This window comes from Actinomadura sp. WAC 06369 (assembly GCF_003947565.1).
GTDB lineage: Bacteria > Actinomycetota > Actinomycetes > Streptosporangiales > Streptosporangiaceae > Spirillospora > Spirillospora rifamycini.
In genome coordinates this window covers 1-15,378 of record NZ_QHJN01000180.1, presented here as the reverse complement: position 1 = coordinate 15,378, position 15,378 = coordinate 1, and the positions used below count along the sequence as shown (strand labels likewise).

The 15,378-nt window shown below is 72.1% G+C and carries 15 protein-coding genes and 1 tRNA gene; 3 read left to right on the top strand and 13 right to left on the bottom strand.

The window, feature by feature from the left end; all coding sequences use genetic code 11:
- The 9 genes from DMH08_RS33265 to DMH08_RS33225 form a co-directional block, all read right to left on the bottom strand.
- On the bottom strand, window positions 1-558 hold a 558-nt coding region (locus DMH08_RS33265; RefSeq protein WP_325052963.1), incomplete at its 3' end, for an inositol monophosphatase family protein.
- Window positions 559-638: 80 nt separating this feature from the next.
- On the bottom strand, window positions 639-2,114 hold the full coding sequence (locus tag DMH08_RS33260) for a sugar transferase (RefSeq protein ID WP_026402233.1): 1,476 nt from the start codon (window positions 2,112-2,114) through the stop codon (window positions 639-641).
- A 140-nt stretch (window positions 2,115-2,254) separates the two neighbouring features.
- Window positions 2,255-2,866, bottom strand: a complete 612-nt coding sequence (gene pth, locus DMH08_RS33255; RefSeq protein ID WP_125619990.1) for an aminoacyl-tRNA hydrolase — start codon at window positions 2,864-2,866, stop codon at window positions 2,255-2,257.
- Between the two features lie 117 nt (window positions 2,867-2,983).
- Window positions 2,984-3,610 carry a 50S ribosomal protein L25/general stress protein Ctc gene (locus tag DMH08_RS33250; RefSeq protein WP_026402235.1) on the bottom strand — a complete coding sequence of 209 codons (627 nt, stop codon included), beginning with the start codon at window positions 3,608-3,610 and terminating at the stop codon, window positions 2,984-2,986.
- A gap of 301 nt (window positions 3,611-3,911) precedes the next feature.
- Window positions 3,912-4,892 (bottom strand): ribose-phosphate diphosphokinase, encoded by a 981-nt coding sequence (locus tag DMH08_RS33245; RefSeq protein WP_026402236.1) that lies wholly within the window; start codon window positions 4,890-4,892, stop codon window positions 3,912-3,914.
- Between the two features lie 147 nt (window positions 4,893-5,039).
- Window positions 5,040-6,473 carry a bifunctional UDP-N-acetylglucosamine diphosphorylase/glucosamine-1-phosphate N-acetyltransferase GlmU gene (gene glmU, locus DMH08_RS33240; RefSeq protein WP_125619994.1) on the bottom strand — a complete coding sequence of 478 codons (1,434 nt, stop codon included), beginning with the start codon at window positions 6,471-6,473 and terminating at the stop codon, window positions 5,040-5,042.
- Between the two features lie 159 nt (window positions 6,474-6,632).
- Window positions 6,633-6,705, bottom strand: a tRNA-Gln gene (locus tag DMH08_RS33235).
- A gap of 64 nt (window positions 6,706-6,769) precedes the next feature.
- Window positions 6,770-7,531, bottom strand: coding sequence for a hypothetical protein (locus tag DMH08_RS33230; RefSeq protein WP_125619988.1), 762 nt, complete (start codon window positions 7,529-7,531; stop codon window positions 6,770-6,772).
- 56 nt (window positions 7,532-7,587) lie between these two features.
- Window positions 7,588-8,526, bottom strand: a complete 939-nt coding sequence (locus DMH08_RS33225) for an ADP-ribosylglycohydrolase family protein (RefSeq protein ID WP_125619986.1) — start codon at window positions 8,524-8,526, stop codon at window positions 7,588-7,590.
- Window positions 8,527-8,683: 157 nt separating this feature from the next.
- Between DMH08_RS33225 and DMH08_RS33220 the strand changes: the two genes are divergently transcribed.
- Window positions 8,684-9,637, top strand: a complete 954-nt coding sequence (locus tag DMH08_RS33220) for an acyl-CoA desaturase (RefSeq protein WP_026402238.1) — start codon at window positions 8,684-8,686, stop codon at window positions 9,635-9,637.
- Window positions 9,638-9,690: 53 nt separating this feature from the next.
- On the top strand, window positions 9,691-10,410 hold the full coding sequence (locus tag DMH08_RS33215; RefSeq protein ID WP_199748125.1) for a TetR/AcrR family transcriptional regulator: 720 nt from the start codon (window positions 9,691-9,693) through the stop codon (window positions 10,408-10,410).
- A 192-nt stretch (window positions 10,411-10,602) separates the two neighbouring features.
- On the opposite strand, the gene DMH08_RS33210 is transcribed toward DMH08_RS33215, so the two are convergent.
- Window positions 10,603-11,388: a trans-aconitate 2-methyltransferase gene (locus tag DMH08_RS33210; protein ID WP_125619984.1), complete on the bottom strand. Its 786-nt coding sequence runs from the start codon at window positions 11,386-11,388 to the stop codon at window positions 10,603-10,605.
- Window positions 11,389-11,574: 186 nt separating this feature from the next.
- Between DMH08_RS33210 and DMH08_RS33205 the strand changes: the two genes are divergently transcribed.
- Window positions 11,575-12,072: a MarR family winged helix-turn-helix transcriptional regulator gene (locus tag DMH08_RS33205; protein ID WP_125619982.1), complete on the top strand. Its 498-nt coding sequence runs from the start codon at window positions 11,575-11,577 to the stop codon at window positions 12,070-12,072.
- Here the strand turns inward: DMH08_RS33205 and DMH08_RS33200 are convergent.
- Genes DMH08_RS33200 through DMH08_RS40510 form a run of 3 tightly spaced genes read right to left on the bottom strand, consistent with a single transcriptional unit; the run spans window position 12,069 to window position 15,348 of the window.
- Window positions 12,069-13,115 (bottom strand): amidase, encoded by a 1,047-nt coding sequence (locus DMH08_RS33200; protein WP_125619980.1) that lies wholly within the window; start codon window positions 13,113-13,115, stop codon window positions 12,069-12,071. The genes DMH08_RS33205 and DMH08_RS33200 overlap by 4 nt on opposite strands.
- A 16-nt stretch (window positions 13,116-13,131) precedes the next feature.
- Window positions 13,132-14,919 (bottom strand): ABC-F family ATP-binding cassette domain-containing protein, encoded by a 1,788-nt coding sequence (locus DMH08_RS33195; RefSeq protein ID WP_125619978.1) that lies wholly within the window; start codon window positions 14,917-14,919, stop codon window positions 13,132-13,134.
- A 51-nt stretch (window positions 14,920-14,970) separates the two neighbouring features.
- A complete protein-coding gene (locus tag DMH08_RS40510; protein ID WP_158642434.1) occupies window positions 14,971-15,348 on the bottom strand; it encodes a hypothetical protein in 378 nt (125 codons plus the stop codon).
- Window positions 15,349-15,378: the final 30 nt, after the last annotated feature.

Here is a 15,378-nt window from a genome sequence, read left to right as displayed (position 1 = left end):
GTCCACGACCGACCCCGCGCCCCCCGCACCGGCACCGCCCGTCACCGCGTCCGCGGCGCTCGGCTCCTCCCGGACGAGCGACGCACCGCCCGTCGCGTCCGTCCGCAGCGTCACGCCCTGCGCCGGCAGCGCCACCGCGCCCGCCGCGAGCCGCCCCGCCGGGGAACCGTCCCGCACCCACAGCGCCACGTGCACCGCCCAGTCGCGGCGGCCCTCCTCGGAGAACTCCCGGGTGCCGTCCAGCGGGTCGATGATCCACACCCGGTCGGCCGACAGCCGCGCCGCGGTCGCGGTGTTCGCCGTCGGCGCGGCGTCCACGCCCTCGGCCCGCTTGCCCGCCACCGACGCGCGGCCCTCCTCGGAGAGGATCGCGTCATCGGGACAGCGCTCCGCCAGCGCCCCCATCAGGTACTCGTGCGACCGCAGATCGCCCGTGTCCTTCAGGGCCCGCGCGTCGCCGAACCCCATCTCGTCCCGCACGCCCAGCAGCAGGCGCCCCGCCGCCGCGGCCAGCTCCGCCGCCAGCGCGTGATCGTCCGCCACCGCTTGATCCGTCATCCTCGACCACATTCCCGACTCGACTGGTCTGCCCGGTCTACAATCTCACGGCCGCCCGGACGGGCGACCCCTCGGGGCGGCTAGTACGCGCCCGACCCCCGCACCACCGCCGACCAGGTCTTCCAGATGATCTGCAGGTCCAGCGCGAGGGTCCAGTTGTCCACATACCGCAGGTCCAGCCGCACCGACTCCTCCCACGTCAGGTCGGAGCGCCCGCTCACCTGCCACAGCCCCGTCAGGCCCGGCTTCACCACCAGCCGCCGGTACACGTCCCCGCCGTACTGCGCCACCTCGTCCGGCAGCGGCGGCCGCGGACCCACCAGCGACATGTCGCCCCGCAACACGTTGATCAGCTGCGGCAGCTCGTCCAGCGAGTAGCGGCGCAGCCACCGCCCCACCCGGGTGATCCGCGGATCCGCCCGCATCTTGAACAGCACGCCGTCGCCCTCGTTGCTGGCCAGCAGCTCCGCCTTCCGGGCCTCCGCGTCCTGCACCATCGTCCGGAACTTCAGCACCGTGAACTCCCGGCCGCCGCGCCCCACCCGCGTCTGCCGGAACATCACCGGGCCCGGGCTCGTCGCCTTGATCAGCACCGCGACCACCAGCAGCAGCGGACTCAGCGCCAGCAGCCCGGCCAGCGCCGCCGCCCGGTCGAACAGCCCCTTCAGCACCTTCCGGCCGCCGTCCAGCTCCGGATGCTCCACGTGCAGCAGCGGCAGCCCCGACACCGGCCGGATCGAGATCCGCGGCCCCGCCACGTCCATCAGCGCCGGCGCCACCACCAGCTCCACGTCGTTCCGCTCGATCTGCCACGCGAGCCGCCGCAGCGCCGTCCCGTCCAGCTCCGGGCACGCCAGCACCGCCACCGAGTCGGCGCCGACCCGCTCCGCGACCGCCGCCGTCTGCCCGAAGTCGCCCAGCACCGGGACGCCCTCCACCTCGGCCACCGCGTCGTCCCCGGTCACCAGCGCCGGCGGCAGGCACACCGCCGCGATGTCCATCCCGTGGTACCGCTTCTGCCGCAGCAGCCGGATCAGGTCCTCCACCGACGTGCGATGCCCCACCGCGACCACCCGCCGCATGTACTGGCCGTGCCACCGCTTCCGGTGCAGCCACTTCCGCAACTGGTACCGCGCCAGCACCGCCAGGAACGTCCCCAGCGGCATCGCCATCACCACGTAGCCGCGCGCCACGTCCGTCTTCGACGCGTACGCGATGATCGCGATGCCCGCGGTGAAGATGAACCCCGCCCGCAGCACCCGGTGGAACTCCTCGTACCCCACCCCGATGTACCGCGGCTGGTACGCCCGGCACAGCATCAGCACCGGCACCCACATCAGCGGCAGCGCCACCGTCAGCACCATGTACGGCGTGTGCCACTCGCCCGGCACGCCCGGGAACCGCAGCACGAACGCGATCACACCCGCCGCCAGCATGCTGAGGAAGTCGAGGAACCCCGCGACCCTCCGGTACCGCGCGCTCCAGTCCTGGGTCTGCGAGTACCGCTTATGGTGGCGGATCGATGACTCGGTCGAAACCTTGTCAACGACGGCCATACGCCCTCACCAACCCTTGTAACGCCCGCCCCGAAAAGACCGATCCACCTCAGGGACGCCTGAGGGCCCTCCGGGGTTCACCTGAGTCTTGGAACTCCCAGGAAGAAACCCATAACCCCCGTTTGCGCCGGTGCCCGGGATCAACCCGAATGATAGGTGTTCTGCGCCGCCGCCAAGCCGTCTCCGAGCAACGCCTCCACCGCGTCCGCCGCCCGCTCCACCTCGACGCCCAGATCGCGCCGCTCCGCCGCCGAGAAGTCCTTCAGGACGAACGCCGCCGCGTCCATCCGCCCCGGCGGGCGACCCACCCCGAACCGCACCCGCAGGTACTCCCGGTCCCCCAGCGACCGCGTCACCGACCGCAGCCCGTTGTGGCCGTTGTCGCCGCCGCCCTTCTTCAACCGCACCGCCCCGAACGGGACGTCCAGCTCGTCGTGGACGACGACCACCCGCTCCAGCGGCACCTTGTAGAAGTCCCGCAGCCCCTTCACCGGACCGCCCGACTCGTTCATGAACGACCGCGGCTTCGCCAGCACGACCCGCTCCCCCGCCAGCCGCCCCTCCAGCACGTCCGACCGCGACCCGAACAGCTTCGACCGGTGCGCCTTAAACGACCCCCCGACCCTCCCCGCGAGAACGTCCAGCACCATGAACCCCGCGTTGTGCCGGTTGCCCTCGTACTTCGGCCCCGGATTACCCAAGCCCACGACCAGCCACATGCCCGCGCTCACCCGAACTCCCTCACCGCACATCCTCGAACGGACGACGGCCCCCGCCGGTGCGCACACCGGCGGAGGCCGTCACACGTCGCGGCGCGGCCCGCACGGCCGCAACCGGTCACCCGGGCGCCACCGGCACCCGGGGAAACGTCACTCGCTCGCTTCGGGGGTGTTGACGTCCGTCGCGGGCCCCTCGCCGGCCGGCGCCGCCTCGGTCCCCTCCGTCGCGCCCGCCGACGCCGTCGCGTCGGTGATCTGCACGATCAGCAGCTCCTCGTCCGCCGCCAGCGTCGTGCCCGCCGGCAGCTTCAGGTCCTTCGCCAGCACCTGCGAGTCGACCGCCAGGCCGCTGACGTCCAGCTCCACCGACTCCGGAATGCGCGTGGCCTCGGTCTCGACCTGGATCTCGACGACCGACTGCGACACGACGCCGCCCGCGACCACGTCGCCGACCACGTTCACCGGCAGGTCCACGACGACCTTCTCGCCGCGCTTCACGATCAGCAGGTCGACGTGCTCCAGGAAGCCCTTGATCGGGTCGCGCTGGACGTCCTTCGGCAGCGCCAGCTGCTTCCCGCCGTCGAGCCCCTCGATGGCCAGCAGCGCGTTCGGCGTCTTCAGCGCCATCATCAGCTCGTGGCCCGGCAGCGAGATGTGCGTCGGGTCGGTGCCGTGACCGTAGAGGACGGCGGGCACCTTGCCGGCCCGGCGGGTGCGCCGCGCGGCACCCTTACCGAACTCGGTGCGCGGCTCGGCGGCAATGCGTACCTCGGACACGGCGAAAACTCCTCGTTGTTGCGATCCACGGCCGTCCGCCATCGGACGTCCGCTACGGACAAAAGCGAATCAGGCGATGCTCGATGCGTCAGGCGCCTCGAAGATTCTTTGCGTTCCCCCGGGGAGCACGGGACCGAACCGGCACCGCACTGAACGACCCAAGGGCATACGCGGGATTCAGCAAGTCTAGCCGATCCGTGTCACGCGCGATCCATCCGGGGGACACGCGGACGCCCGGAACACGCGCGCCCGGCCCACCGAACGGCGGACCGGGCACGCGCGGCGACGCGGAAACGGCGCCCTAGCTGTGGCCGCCGAACAGGCTCGTCACCGAACCGTCGCTGAACACCTCGTTGATCGCCCGCGCGATCAGCGGCGCGATCGACAGCACCGTCAGCTTGTCGAACTGCTTGTCCTCCGGGATGGGCAGCGTGTTCGTCAGCACCACCTCGGAGATCCGCGAGTTCTTCAACCGATCCACCGCCGGACCCGACAGGACGCCGTGGGTCGCCGCCACGACCACCCGCGTCGCACCGTTCTCGAACAGCGCGTCCGCCGCCTTCACGATCGTCCCGCCCGTGTCGATCATGTCGTCCACCACGACGCAGGTCCGGCCCTCGACCTCGCCGACGACGTCGAAGACCTTGACCTCGTTCGCCACGTCCGGGTCGCGCTTCTTGTGGATGATCGCCATCGGGACGCCGCCCAGCCGGTCGCTCCACCGCTCCGTCACCCGCACGCGGCCCGCGTCCGGCGCCACCACGGTCACGTTCGACAGGTCCAGCCTGCTCTCGAAGTGCCGGGCCAGCAGGTCCAGCGCGAACAGGTGGTCCACCGGACAGTCGAAGAACCCCTGGATCTGCGCGGTGTGCAGATCCACCGTGATCACCCGGTCCGCGCCGGCCGTGCTGAACAGGTCCGCCATGAGCCGGGCCGAGATCGGCTCCCGCCCCCGGTGCTTCTTGTCCTGCCGCGCGTACCCGAAGAACGGCGCCACCACCGTGATCCGCTTGGCCGACGCGCGCTTCAGCGCGTCCACCATGATCAGCTGCTCCATGATCCACTGGTTGATGGGAGCGGTGTGGCTCTGGATCACGAAGGCGTCGGAGCCGCGCACCGACTCCAGGAACCGCACGAACGTCTCACCGTTCGCGAAGTCGTACGCAGAGGTCGGCGTCAACTCGACGTGGAGGTGGTCGGCAACTTCCTTGGCCAGGTCCGGGTGGGCTCGGCCGGAGAAGAGCATCAGCTTCTTCTGACCGCTCGCTTTGATCCCACTCACCTTTGAACGACTCCCCCTCAATGGAACTGTGCTTCACGTGGGTTGTTGTCCCCACTCCCCGCGCACGCATGAGTCCGCGCGCACGGGTTGTCTGTTGTTCGCGGGGGACGCCGCTGTCCGCCCTGCCTCGCGCCCCGGAGGGCGGCCCTACTCGGCCTCGTCCGAAGCCCGGCGCGCCGCCTCGGCCGAAGCCGTCCCGGCCCGCCGCCGCTCCACCCAGCCCTCCACGTTGCGCTGCCGCGCCCGCGCCACCGCGATCGCACCCGGCGGCACGTCCTGCACGATCACGGAACCGGCCGCCGTGTAGGCACCGTCCCCGACCGTCACCGGCGCGACGATCATGTTGTCGCTGCCGACCCGGACATGGGAGCCGATCACGCTGCGGTGCTTCTCGACACCGTCGTAGTTCACGAACACCGAACCGGCCCCGATGTTCGAGCCCGCCCCGATCTCCGCGTCGCCCACGTACGTCAGATGGGGCACCTTCGCGCCCTCGCCCACGTCCGCGTTCTTGGTCTCGACGTACGCCCCGACCTTCGCCTTCCGCGCGAGCCTGGTGCCCGGCCGCAGGTACGCGTACGGCCCCACGGCCGCCTCCGGCCCGATCTCCGCGCCGCTGGCCACCGCGTTCGCCACGACCGCCCCGGCCCCGACCCGCGTGTCCGTCAGCGTGCAGCCCGGACCGACCTTCGCGCCCGCCTCCAGGTGGGTCGTCCCGTGCAACTGCGTGCCCGGCAGGACCTCGGTGTCCGCCTCGGCCGTCACCTGCACGTCGATCCACGTGGACGCCGGGTCGACGATCGTCACCCCGGCCCGCATGTGCGCCTCCAGGATGCGGTCGTTCAGCTGCCGCCGCGCCTGCGCGAGCTGCACCCGGTCGTTGACGCCCTGCGTCTCGATCCAGTCCGCGACCAGGTGGGCGCCCGCGCGGTGCCCGTCGCCCCGCAGGATCGCCACCACGTCGGTGAGGTACTCCTCGCCGCCCGCGTTGTCGGTGGTCACCCGCTTGAGGGCGTCCTCCAGCAGCGACCCGTCGAACGCGTACATCCCGACGTTGATCTCTTTGACGGCCCGCTGGGCCTCCGACGCGTCCTTGTGCTCGACGATCGCCTCGACGCTCCCGTCGGCCGCACGGATCATCCGCCCGTACCCGGTGGCGTCCGGCATCTCGGTCGTCAGCACGGTGACCGCGTTGCCCTCGCCCTCGTGCGTCCGCACCAGCTCCGCGAGGGTCTCGGCGCGCAGCAGCGGGTGGTCGCCGTTCGTCACGACGACCGTCCCGTCCATGGCCCCGATCTCCTCGAGCGCCATCCGGACGGCGTGACCCGTCCCGTTCTGCTCCTCCTGCACGACGGCGCGCGCCTCCGGCACGTGCTCGTCCAGGTGCGCGACGACCTGCTCCCTGCGATGCCCGACGACGACGACGAGCCGTTCGGGTTCCAGGCCCCGCGCGGCGGTCAGCACATGCCCGAGCATGCTGCGCCCGCAGAGTTCGTGGAGCACCTTCGAGGTGCGGGACTTCATCCGGGTGCCCTCGCCCGCGGCGAGAACGATGACGGCGGCCGGACGGCTGGCGCTCACAAGGAGGCTCCTCGGCATCGCGGACGGGTTGACGTACGGGCCGACCTGCGACGACACGCGCCGCAGGGCACGTCGGCCCGACATCCCGAAGGATACCGCCCGACACGCAGGCGTCATCCCCCGCCCACCGCCCGATCACGCATCAGACATACCGGACAGCTCCGCCGCCAGGGCTCGAACCTGGAGTCTTCGGGACCAAAACCCGCTGCGTTACCAATTACGCCACGGCGGACCGGCAGGCCCCTGCCGGAGAGGCTGCCGGTCCCACGATACCGGCCCGACGACGGCCCCCCACATCAATTCGGGCGGGCGTGAGGGGCTCCGACGATCTCGGCGAGCGCCGCGTCCGACCGATGTCGCAGGTACGCCCGCGCCGCCTCCTCACCGAGGAGGGTGCCGAAGGCCCAGCCCTCGATTCTCCGGTAGAGGTCAGCGCCGTTGTTGACCGAGACCTGCAGGCACCCTCTGTACTCGTCGAGGAGGTTCTTCCGGTTCGTCTTGGCCCGGTGGCGCTTGATCGTCGGCTTCTGGAACTCCTCCACCGGCACCCCCGCCAATTCGGCCCACCACCTCGCCGCTCCGTCGACATCGGCCGTCTCGTGGATGTGGAGCCGGTACCGGATCTGGTCGGCCCGGACGCCCGCCACCTGCAGAAAGCGAAGGAAGAAGGCGATCAACGCGGGGTCGCTGTTGATGAACCGGACCTTCTCCTGCCTCCTATAAATCTTGTCCTTGGAGCCCTCGCACCAGTAGATGACCGCCCCCAGCGTCAGCACGGCCCGGTCGTCCAGTTCACCCACCTCACGGCAGGCGGCGAGCTTGACCTCTTGACGCTCCTGTTCACGAGCGACATGGAACGGCTCCCAACGCGCCTTCCACATCGCCGCCACGCGCTCTTGGTCATGTCCCCGCCGTGGCGGCGCGGGCACACCCCTTAACCATGAGGAGCATGTTCCTATGGCGATTCCCAGCGAGCCCGCGATCTCGCGATAGGTCCAGCCTTGCTTGCGGAGTTCGATGGCCTTCGGCTTGAGCTTGTCCCGGATCTCGTCCGGCATCGGTCCACCCATGGGGTGGACTTTACCACCGACTTTAACGTTCCGTTGCCGTATAGTTACTTACCGTTATCGATGTTCTCGGACCGGTTCGCCCGGCTCGACGTGAGCCAGTCCGGGAGGGGCTCGCGGGCTTGGAGCCAGGGGGCGGGGACGGCGGCGGGGCCGCGGTGGGCGGCGATGATGCCGCCGGCCATGGCGGCGGTGGTGTCCATGTCGCCGCCGACCTGGACGCACGCGCGGACGGCCGATTCGTAGTCGTCCAGGCGGGTGGCGGCGGCCCAGAGAGCGAAGGGGACGGTGTCCTGCGCGGTGATCCGGTTGCCGTTGCCCAGTTCGCGGGCCGCTTCCCGCGGGGTCTCGGCGAGGAGTCGGAGGGAGCGGCGCAGGCCGCGGCGGACGTACTCGCCCATCGTCGTCCGGTCGAGCGCGGTCTCGATCAGCTCGCGGGGCTCGACGGGGGCGCCGGGACGGGACGCGGCGAGGGCCGCGGCGACGGCGATCGCGACGGCGCCCGCGACGCCCTCGGGGTGGGCGTGGGTGATCTCGGCGGACAGGACGGCCTGCTCGGCGGCGCGGTCGAGGTCGTCGCAGAAGTAGGCGCCGAGGGGGGCGACGCGCATGGCGGCGCCGTTGCCGTAGGAGCCGTTGCCGCCGAACGCCTCGCGGGAGGCGCGGCGCCAGTCGTCGCCGTCCCGGATGCGCTCGAGGAGTTCGAGGGCGCCGGCGCCGTAGCGGCGGCCGATGTCCATGCGTTCGGCGAAGGCCCGGGCGAGGTCGTCCTGGTTGATTTGCCCGGATTGGTTTAGGGCGTCGGTTATGGAGCACGCCATCTCCGTGTCGTCCGACCAGTTCCACGGCCCGGGCGGCACGCCGGTCTCCGTGGAGACGTCCCGGTTGACGAGGAGGAAGAACTGGTCGCCGAAGGCGTCGCCGACCGACAGGCCGACGAGCGAACCTTCGGCGCGCGCCGAGCGTTCGTCCAGGGTGAGGGCCATTGCGCGTCCTTCCGCGGGGGCACGGTCGAGAAGCGAGAGTTCTGTGACCCGAGGGACACATCCCGATTGATTTTACCGACCGGACCTGTCGTACCTACGGTTCCGTAGGTTACGTTGGCGTAGGTAAGACCTCCCGAGTTGCAGGAAGTGGTGACGCATGACGACAGCCACGACGGTGGATCCTCCGCGCCCGCAGCGGCGCCCCGAACTCGCACCCGAAGAGCAGGGCAACGCCGAACGACTCCTCGTCGCGGTGTTCACCGGCGTGCCCTTCCTGGCCCTGATCGCGGCGGTGCCGCTGGCGTGGGGCAGCTTCCTCGGCTGGACGGACGTCGCGCTCGCCGCGGTGTTCTACGTCCTGACCGCGGGCGGGATCACGGTGGGGTACCACCGGTACTTCACGCACGGGTCGTTCAAGGCGAAGCGGCCGCTGAAGATCTTTCTGGCGCTGGCCGGGAGCATGGCGATCCAGGGTCCGGTCATCACGTGGGTGGCCGATCACCGGCGCCACCACAAGCACTCGGACAAGGAGTTCGACCCGCACTCGCCGTGGCGCTTCGGCAACGACTGGAAGGCCCTGCTGAAGGGGCTGGTGTGGGCGCACTACGGGTGGCTGTTCGACGCGGAGCAGACGTCCAAGCCGCGGTTCGCCAAGGACCTGCTGAACGATCGCGACCTGACCCGGATCCACCGGCTGTTCCCGGCGATGGTGGCGGTGTCGTTCCTGCTGCCGGCGGTGCTCGGCGGGCTCATCACGATGTCGTGGACGGGCTTCCTGACGGCGCTGTTCTGGGCGGGCTTCGTGCGGATCACGCTCGTCCACCACGTGACGTGGTCGATCAACTCGATCTGCCACACGTTCGGCAAGGAGCACTTCGAGGTCCGTGACAAGTCGCGGAACGTGTGGTGGCTGGCGATCCCGTCGCTGGGCGAGTCCTGGCACAACCTGCACCACTCGGACCCGACGTGCGCGCGGCACGGCGTGCTGAAGGGTCAGATCGACATCAGCGCCCGGTTCATCCAGGGCTTCGAGAAGGCCGGCTGGGCGTACGACGTCCGGTGGCCGAACGACGAGCGGCTCGCCGCCCGGCGGACGAAGCAGCCCGCTTGAGCGTCACAATTGACCCTGTGACAGAACCCGCTCCAAGGACCCGCAGAAAGCGGATGACCGGCAAGGAACGCCGCGAGCAGCTGCTGACCATCGGACGCACGCTGTTCGCCGAGCGCGGCCTGGACGGCACGTCGGTGGAGGAGATCGCGTCCGCGGCGGGCGTCTCCAAGCCGGTCGTGTACGAGCACTTCGGCGGCAAGGAGGGCCTGTACGCGGTCGTGGTGGACCGGGAGTTCGAGGGCCTGCTGCGGCTCGTGACGGAGGCGCTGACGTCCGCGCGGCACTACCGGGGCAAGCTGGAGAAGGCCGCGCTGGGGCTCCTGGAGTACATCGAGAGCAACCCGGACGGGTTCCGCATCCTCGTCCGCGACTCGCACGGCGGCACCGGTACCGGGAGCTACGCGAGCCTGCTGAGCGAGATCGCCGGGGAGGTCGAGTACATCCTCGCTCAGGAGTTCGACCGGCACGGGTACGACGACAAGTTCGCGCCGCTGTACGCGCAGAGCCTGGTCGGGATGGTGGCGGTGACGGGCCAGTGGTGGCTGGACGTCCGCAAGCCCCGCCGCGAGGACGTCGCGGCGCACATCGTGAACCTGGCGTGGAACGGGCTGTCGGGGCTGGAGCAGCGTCCGTCGCTGGATCCGCGGCGGCGGCGCAAGGAGCTGGAGCGCGAGCGGAAGCGGGCGGAGAAGATCGCCGCCAAGGAGGAGAAGGCCGCGGCGCGCGCGCAGGGCAAAGTGCGCCGGGACGATGAGGCGGACGAGCCGGAGTAGGCGGCCCGTACATGCGTCGGCGGCCGTCCGGAGTTCGTCCGGGCGACCGCCGACCGGGGTCGCCGACGTCGGGTCGCGACGCCGGGGCTGTGCTGCGACCGTGTCGGTCGCCCGCCGCCGCCCGCCCGTCCGGGTCTCGCACACCGCAGGGGAACGATTCGCTGTCCCCGGACGGGCGGGCGGCGCCGTGGTCTAGGTGCGTCGGGCGATCACGAAGATCCTCCGGAACGGGTAGACGGTGCCGTGGGACCGCGCGGGGTAGGCGTCCCGCAGGCGGTCGCGGTACTCGGCGACGAACGCGTCGGCGTCCGGGGCGTCGAGGGCGGTGAGGACGGGGCGCAGCGCGGTGCCCTTGACCCATTCGAGGACGGGGTCGTCGCCCGTCAGGGTCTGCATGTAGGTGGTCTCCCAGGCGTCGACGGCGCAGCCATGGCCGGCGAGGAGGTCGAGGTACCCCTCGGCGCTGAGGACGGGCGCGTCGCGCACGGTGCGGGCGAGGCGCGCGGCCCACCGGTCGGAGGTGCAGAGTTCGCGGAGGATCGCGTGGCTGGGGGCGGCGAAGTTGCCGGGCACCTGGAAGGCGAGCCGTCCGCCGGGGGCGAGGGCGGCGGCCCAGCGGGGCAGCAGTTCGAGGTGTTCGGGGACCCACTGCAGGACGGCGTTGGACACGATGAGGTCGACGTCGTGCCCGTCCCAGGTGCGGAGGTCCTGGACGCGGAAGGCGAGCCGCCCGGGGATCTCGCGGGCGCGGGCGGCGTCGATCATCTCGGGCGACGAGTCGAGGGCCTCCACGACGGCGCCGGGCCAGCGGCCCGCCAGCGTCGCGGCCGGCTCCCCGCTCCCGCATCCGAGGTCGACGATGCGCCGGGGGTCGACGTCGCCGAGCCGTTCCACGAGTTCGCGGAACGGCCGGAAGCGTTCGTCTCCGTAGACCCCGTACTGCGCGGGGTCCCAAACGGCCTCGGCGTGTCTCGACATCAAGACACATGATGCCGCCCTCTTATCTTGATGTCAAGAATCACGGGAATCGGCCACCCGGCGGTCGAGGCGGCGCGGCCGGGTCCGGGGCCGTGGGGGTGATCTGTGGGCGGGAGATCGCGGGGGTTAGGGTCCCCTCACGCCCTCTCTGAGGTATCTCGATATCAAGACAGGTAGGCTTGCCGCATGGAGGATGAGGTCGACCGCCTGGTCGAGGCGTGGCGGACCGAGCGCCCGGACCTGGACGTGCGCCCCCTGCAGGTCCTCAGCCGCGTGTCGCGGCTGGCCCGTCACCTCGACCGGGCGCGGCGGGCCGTGTTCGTGGCCCACGACCTCGAGTCGTGGGAGTTCGACGTGCTCACGGCGCTGCGGCGGGCGGGCGCCCCGTACCAGCTGAGCCCCGGACGGCTGCTGCGCGCGACGCTCGTCACGTCGGGCACGATGACGAACCGGATCGACCGGCTGGCGGCGGCGGGGCTGGTGGAGCGGCACCCGGACCCGCAGGACAAGCGCGGCGTCCAGGTGCGGCTCACCGAGGCGGGACTGACCCGGGTGGACGCGGCGTTCGCCGACCTGCTGGCCCGCGAGGAGGCGATCCTCGCGGGGCTCAGTCCGGCGCAGCACGAGGCCCTGGCGGGGCTGCTGCGCACGCTGCTGGTCCCCTTCGACACCGCGCGCGACTAGCCGTCCCGGCGGAGGGCGGCCTCGATCGCGGCGGCCAGGCCGCAGAGCCGCTCCTCGCCGCCCGCGGGCCCGATGAGCTGGACGGACGCCGGCAGGTGCGAGCCCGGCAGCGGGACCGGCAGCGCGAACGCGGGAAGCCCCGCGACGTTCACCGGGCCGGTGAGCCGGGTGAGGGGCAGGTCGCCCTGGAGGTCGTCGTCGGGTTCGGGCGCGACGGTCGGCAGGACCGGCAGCGCGATCGCGGCGTGGCGTTCGAGGATCGCGTCGAGTTCGGCGCGCAGCGCCCGCTGGACCTCCCGGGCCCACGGGTAGTACTTGCGGGCGATGCTCCTGAGCAGCGGCAGGCGGTGCCGCATGCGTTCGCTGACGAGGTCGGGCCGGTCGAGGTAGCGGCCGTCGGCCTCCCACGCCTCGTGCCCGACGATCGCCCCGTTGGCCATGCCGGCCTCGTCGAACTCCTCGCTCCGCACGTCGGCGAGGGCCGCGACGCGGCGGACGGCGTCGTCGACGGCCGCGTCGATCTCGGGGCGGACGCCCTGCGGCCGGAGCCGGGCGATCGGGCGGTCCCGCTCGTACGGGACGGGCGCGAAGCCGGGTTCGAGGAGCCGCATCCCGAGGACGACGGCGGCGACGTCGGGCCCCTGGGCCGCGATGCCGCAGCAGGCGGCGGGGACGCGGACGGAGCCGCCGGTGTCGGTGCCGAACGCGACGTCGGCCTCGCCGGCGGCGACGGCGACGGCGGAGCCGCTGGAGGACCCGCCGGGGATGCGGGACGGGTCGAGGGGGTTGACGGGCGTGCCGGACCAGGGGTTGAGGCCGTCGGAGCCGAGGCAGAACTCGGTGAGGTTCGTCTTGCCGACGATGCGGGCGCCGGCCGCGCGGGCGGACGCGACGGCGGCGGCGTCGCGCTCGGCGGGCCGGGCGAGGGCCGCGACGGCGGCGCTGCCCGCGGTGGTGGGCAGCCCCGCGACGTCGATGGCGTCCTTCACGGCCAGCCGGGGGCCGTCGCCGGGGGCGTCCGTCCGGATCATCCAGGTCGTCATCGGGGCATGATGCCGGTCAGTCGATGTCCTCGGCCAGCATGAGCCATTCCTCCTCGATCTCGGCGGCCTGCGCCCGGACCTCCTTGAGGCGGCCGTCGAGCTCCTGGAGCTTGGCGTAGTCGGTGGCGTGCGCGGCGAGCTTCTCGTGCAGCTCGGCTTCCTGCGCGGCGAGCTTCTCCAGGCGGCGTTCGAGCCGGTCCAGCTCCTTGCGCGCCTTCCAGTCCTGCTGCCCCTTGGGCTTGGACGGCTGCTCGGGGGCCGCCGCGCCGGACGTCCCGGACGTCCCGGACGGGCCGGGCGTCCCGGTGGAGGCGGCGCGGGCGGACGCGCGGCGCTCGAGGTACTCGTCGACGCCGCCGGGCAGCATCGACACGCGGCCGTCGCCGAGGAGGGCGGCGACGCGGTCGGTGACGCGTTCGAGGAAGTACCGGTCGTGGCTGACGACGACGAGGGTGCCGGGCCAGCCGTCGAGGAGGTCCTCGACCTCGGTGAGGGTCTCGATGTCGAGGTCGTTGGTGGGCTCGTCGAGGAGCAGGACGTTCGGCTCGCCCATGAGCAGCCGCAGCAGCTGCAGGCGGCGGCGCTCGCCGCCGGACAGGTCGCCGACGGGCGTCCACTGCCGGTCGCCGGGGAAGCCGAGCCGTTCGAGGAGCTGGCTCGCGGTCCAGTCGCGCTTGCCGACGGTGATGCGGCGGCGGATCTCCTCGACCGACTCCAGCACGCGGCGGGACGGGTCGAGTTCCTCCAGGTTCTGCGACAGGTGCGCGAGCTGGACGGTCTTGCCGCGCACCATCGCCCCGGCGGACGGGGCGACCGTGCCGTCGAGGAGGCGGAGCAGGGTGCTCTTGCCGCTGCCGTTGACCCCGACGAGGCCGACGCGCTCGCCGGGGCCGAGCCGCCAGGTGAGGCGCTCGAAGAGGGAGCGGTCGCCGAGGCGGACGGTGACGTCCTCGGCGTCGATGACGGTCTTGCCGAGCCGGGCGGTCGCGAACCGGGTCAGCTCGACCGAGTCGCGGGCCGGGGGCTCGTCGGCGATGAGGGCCTGCGCGGCGTCGACCCGGAACTTGGGCTTGGACGTGCGGGCCTGCGGGCCGCGCCGCAGCCACGCGAGTTCCTTGCGCAGCAGGTTCTGCCGCTTGGCCTCGGTCGCGGCGGCGATGCGGGCGCGTTCGGCCTTGGCGAGGACGTACGCGGAGTAGCCGCCCTCGTAGCGTTCGACGCGGCCGTCGACGACCTCCCAGGTGCGGTCGGTGACGGCGTCGAGGAACCAGCGGTCGTGGGTGACGACGAGGAGGGCGCCCTTGCGGGCCCGCAGGTGCCGGGCGAGCCAGTCGATCGCCTCGATGTCGAGGTGGTTGGTGGGCTCGTCCAGCAGGATCAGGTCCGACTCGGGGACGAGGAGGCGGGCGAGGGCGATCCGGCGCCGCTCGCCGCCCGACATGCCGGCGATGGGGGCGTCCAGGCCGAGGCCGGGCAGCAGCCCGGCGAGGACGTCGCGGACGCGCGTGTCGCCGGCCCACTCGTGCTCGGCGCGGTCGCCGAGCACGACGGACCGGACGGTCGCGCCCGCGGGGAACTCGTCGCGCTGCACGAGGTGCCCGAGCCGCAGCCCGCGCGCGTGCGTGACGCGTCCGGCGTCGGGTTCGGTCTCCTTCGCCAGGACGGACACGAGGGTGCTCTTGCCGCCGCCGTTGCGGCCGACGACGCCGACCCGGTCCCCCTCGTCGAGGCCGAGGGAGACGGCGTCGAGCAGCGGCTTGGGCCCGTAGGACTTGGCGACGTTCTCAAGATTGATCAGATTCACGACGCTTCCAGCCTATTGCCCCCGGCGAACCGGTCGCGCGCCGAGCGGCGGTCAGTCGCCGCCGCCCCCGCCGGAGTCGCCGCCGGATCCGCCGCCGGAGTCCCCGCCGTGTCCGCCGCCGGAGTGGCCGCCCGTCCAGTCGTCGAAGCCGGCGCCGCCGTCCCATCCGCCGTCGTGCCGCTGGTGGTGGTGCCCCTGGCCGTGGGGGCCGGGAGCGTAGCCGGGACCGGGGGCGTAACCGGGTCCGGGGGCGTGGCCCGGGCCGTAACCCGGGCCCGGGCCGTAACCCGGGCCGGGGCCGTAACCGGGCGGGCCGTACGCGCCGGGGCCCGGGGCCGGCCGCGACTTGCGCGACGCCAGGACGACCACGAGGACGACGACGCCGAGGACCACGACGGCCAGCACGGCGACGATCAGCAGGAGAAGCATGGAGACCAAGAGAAGTCCAAGGGTGGGGGG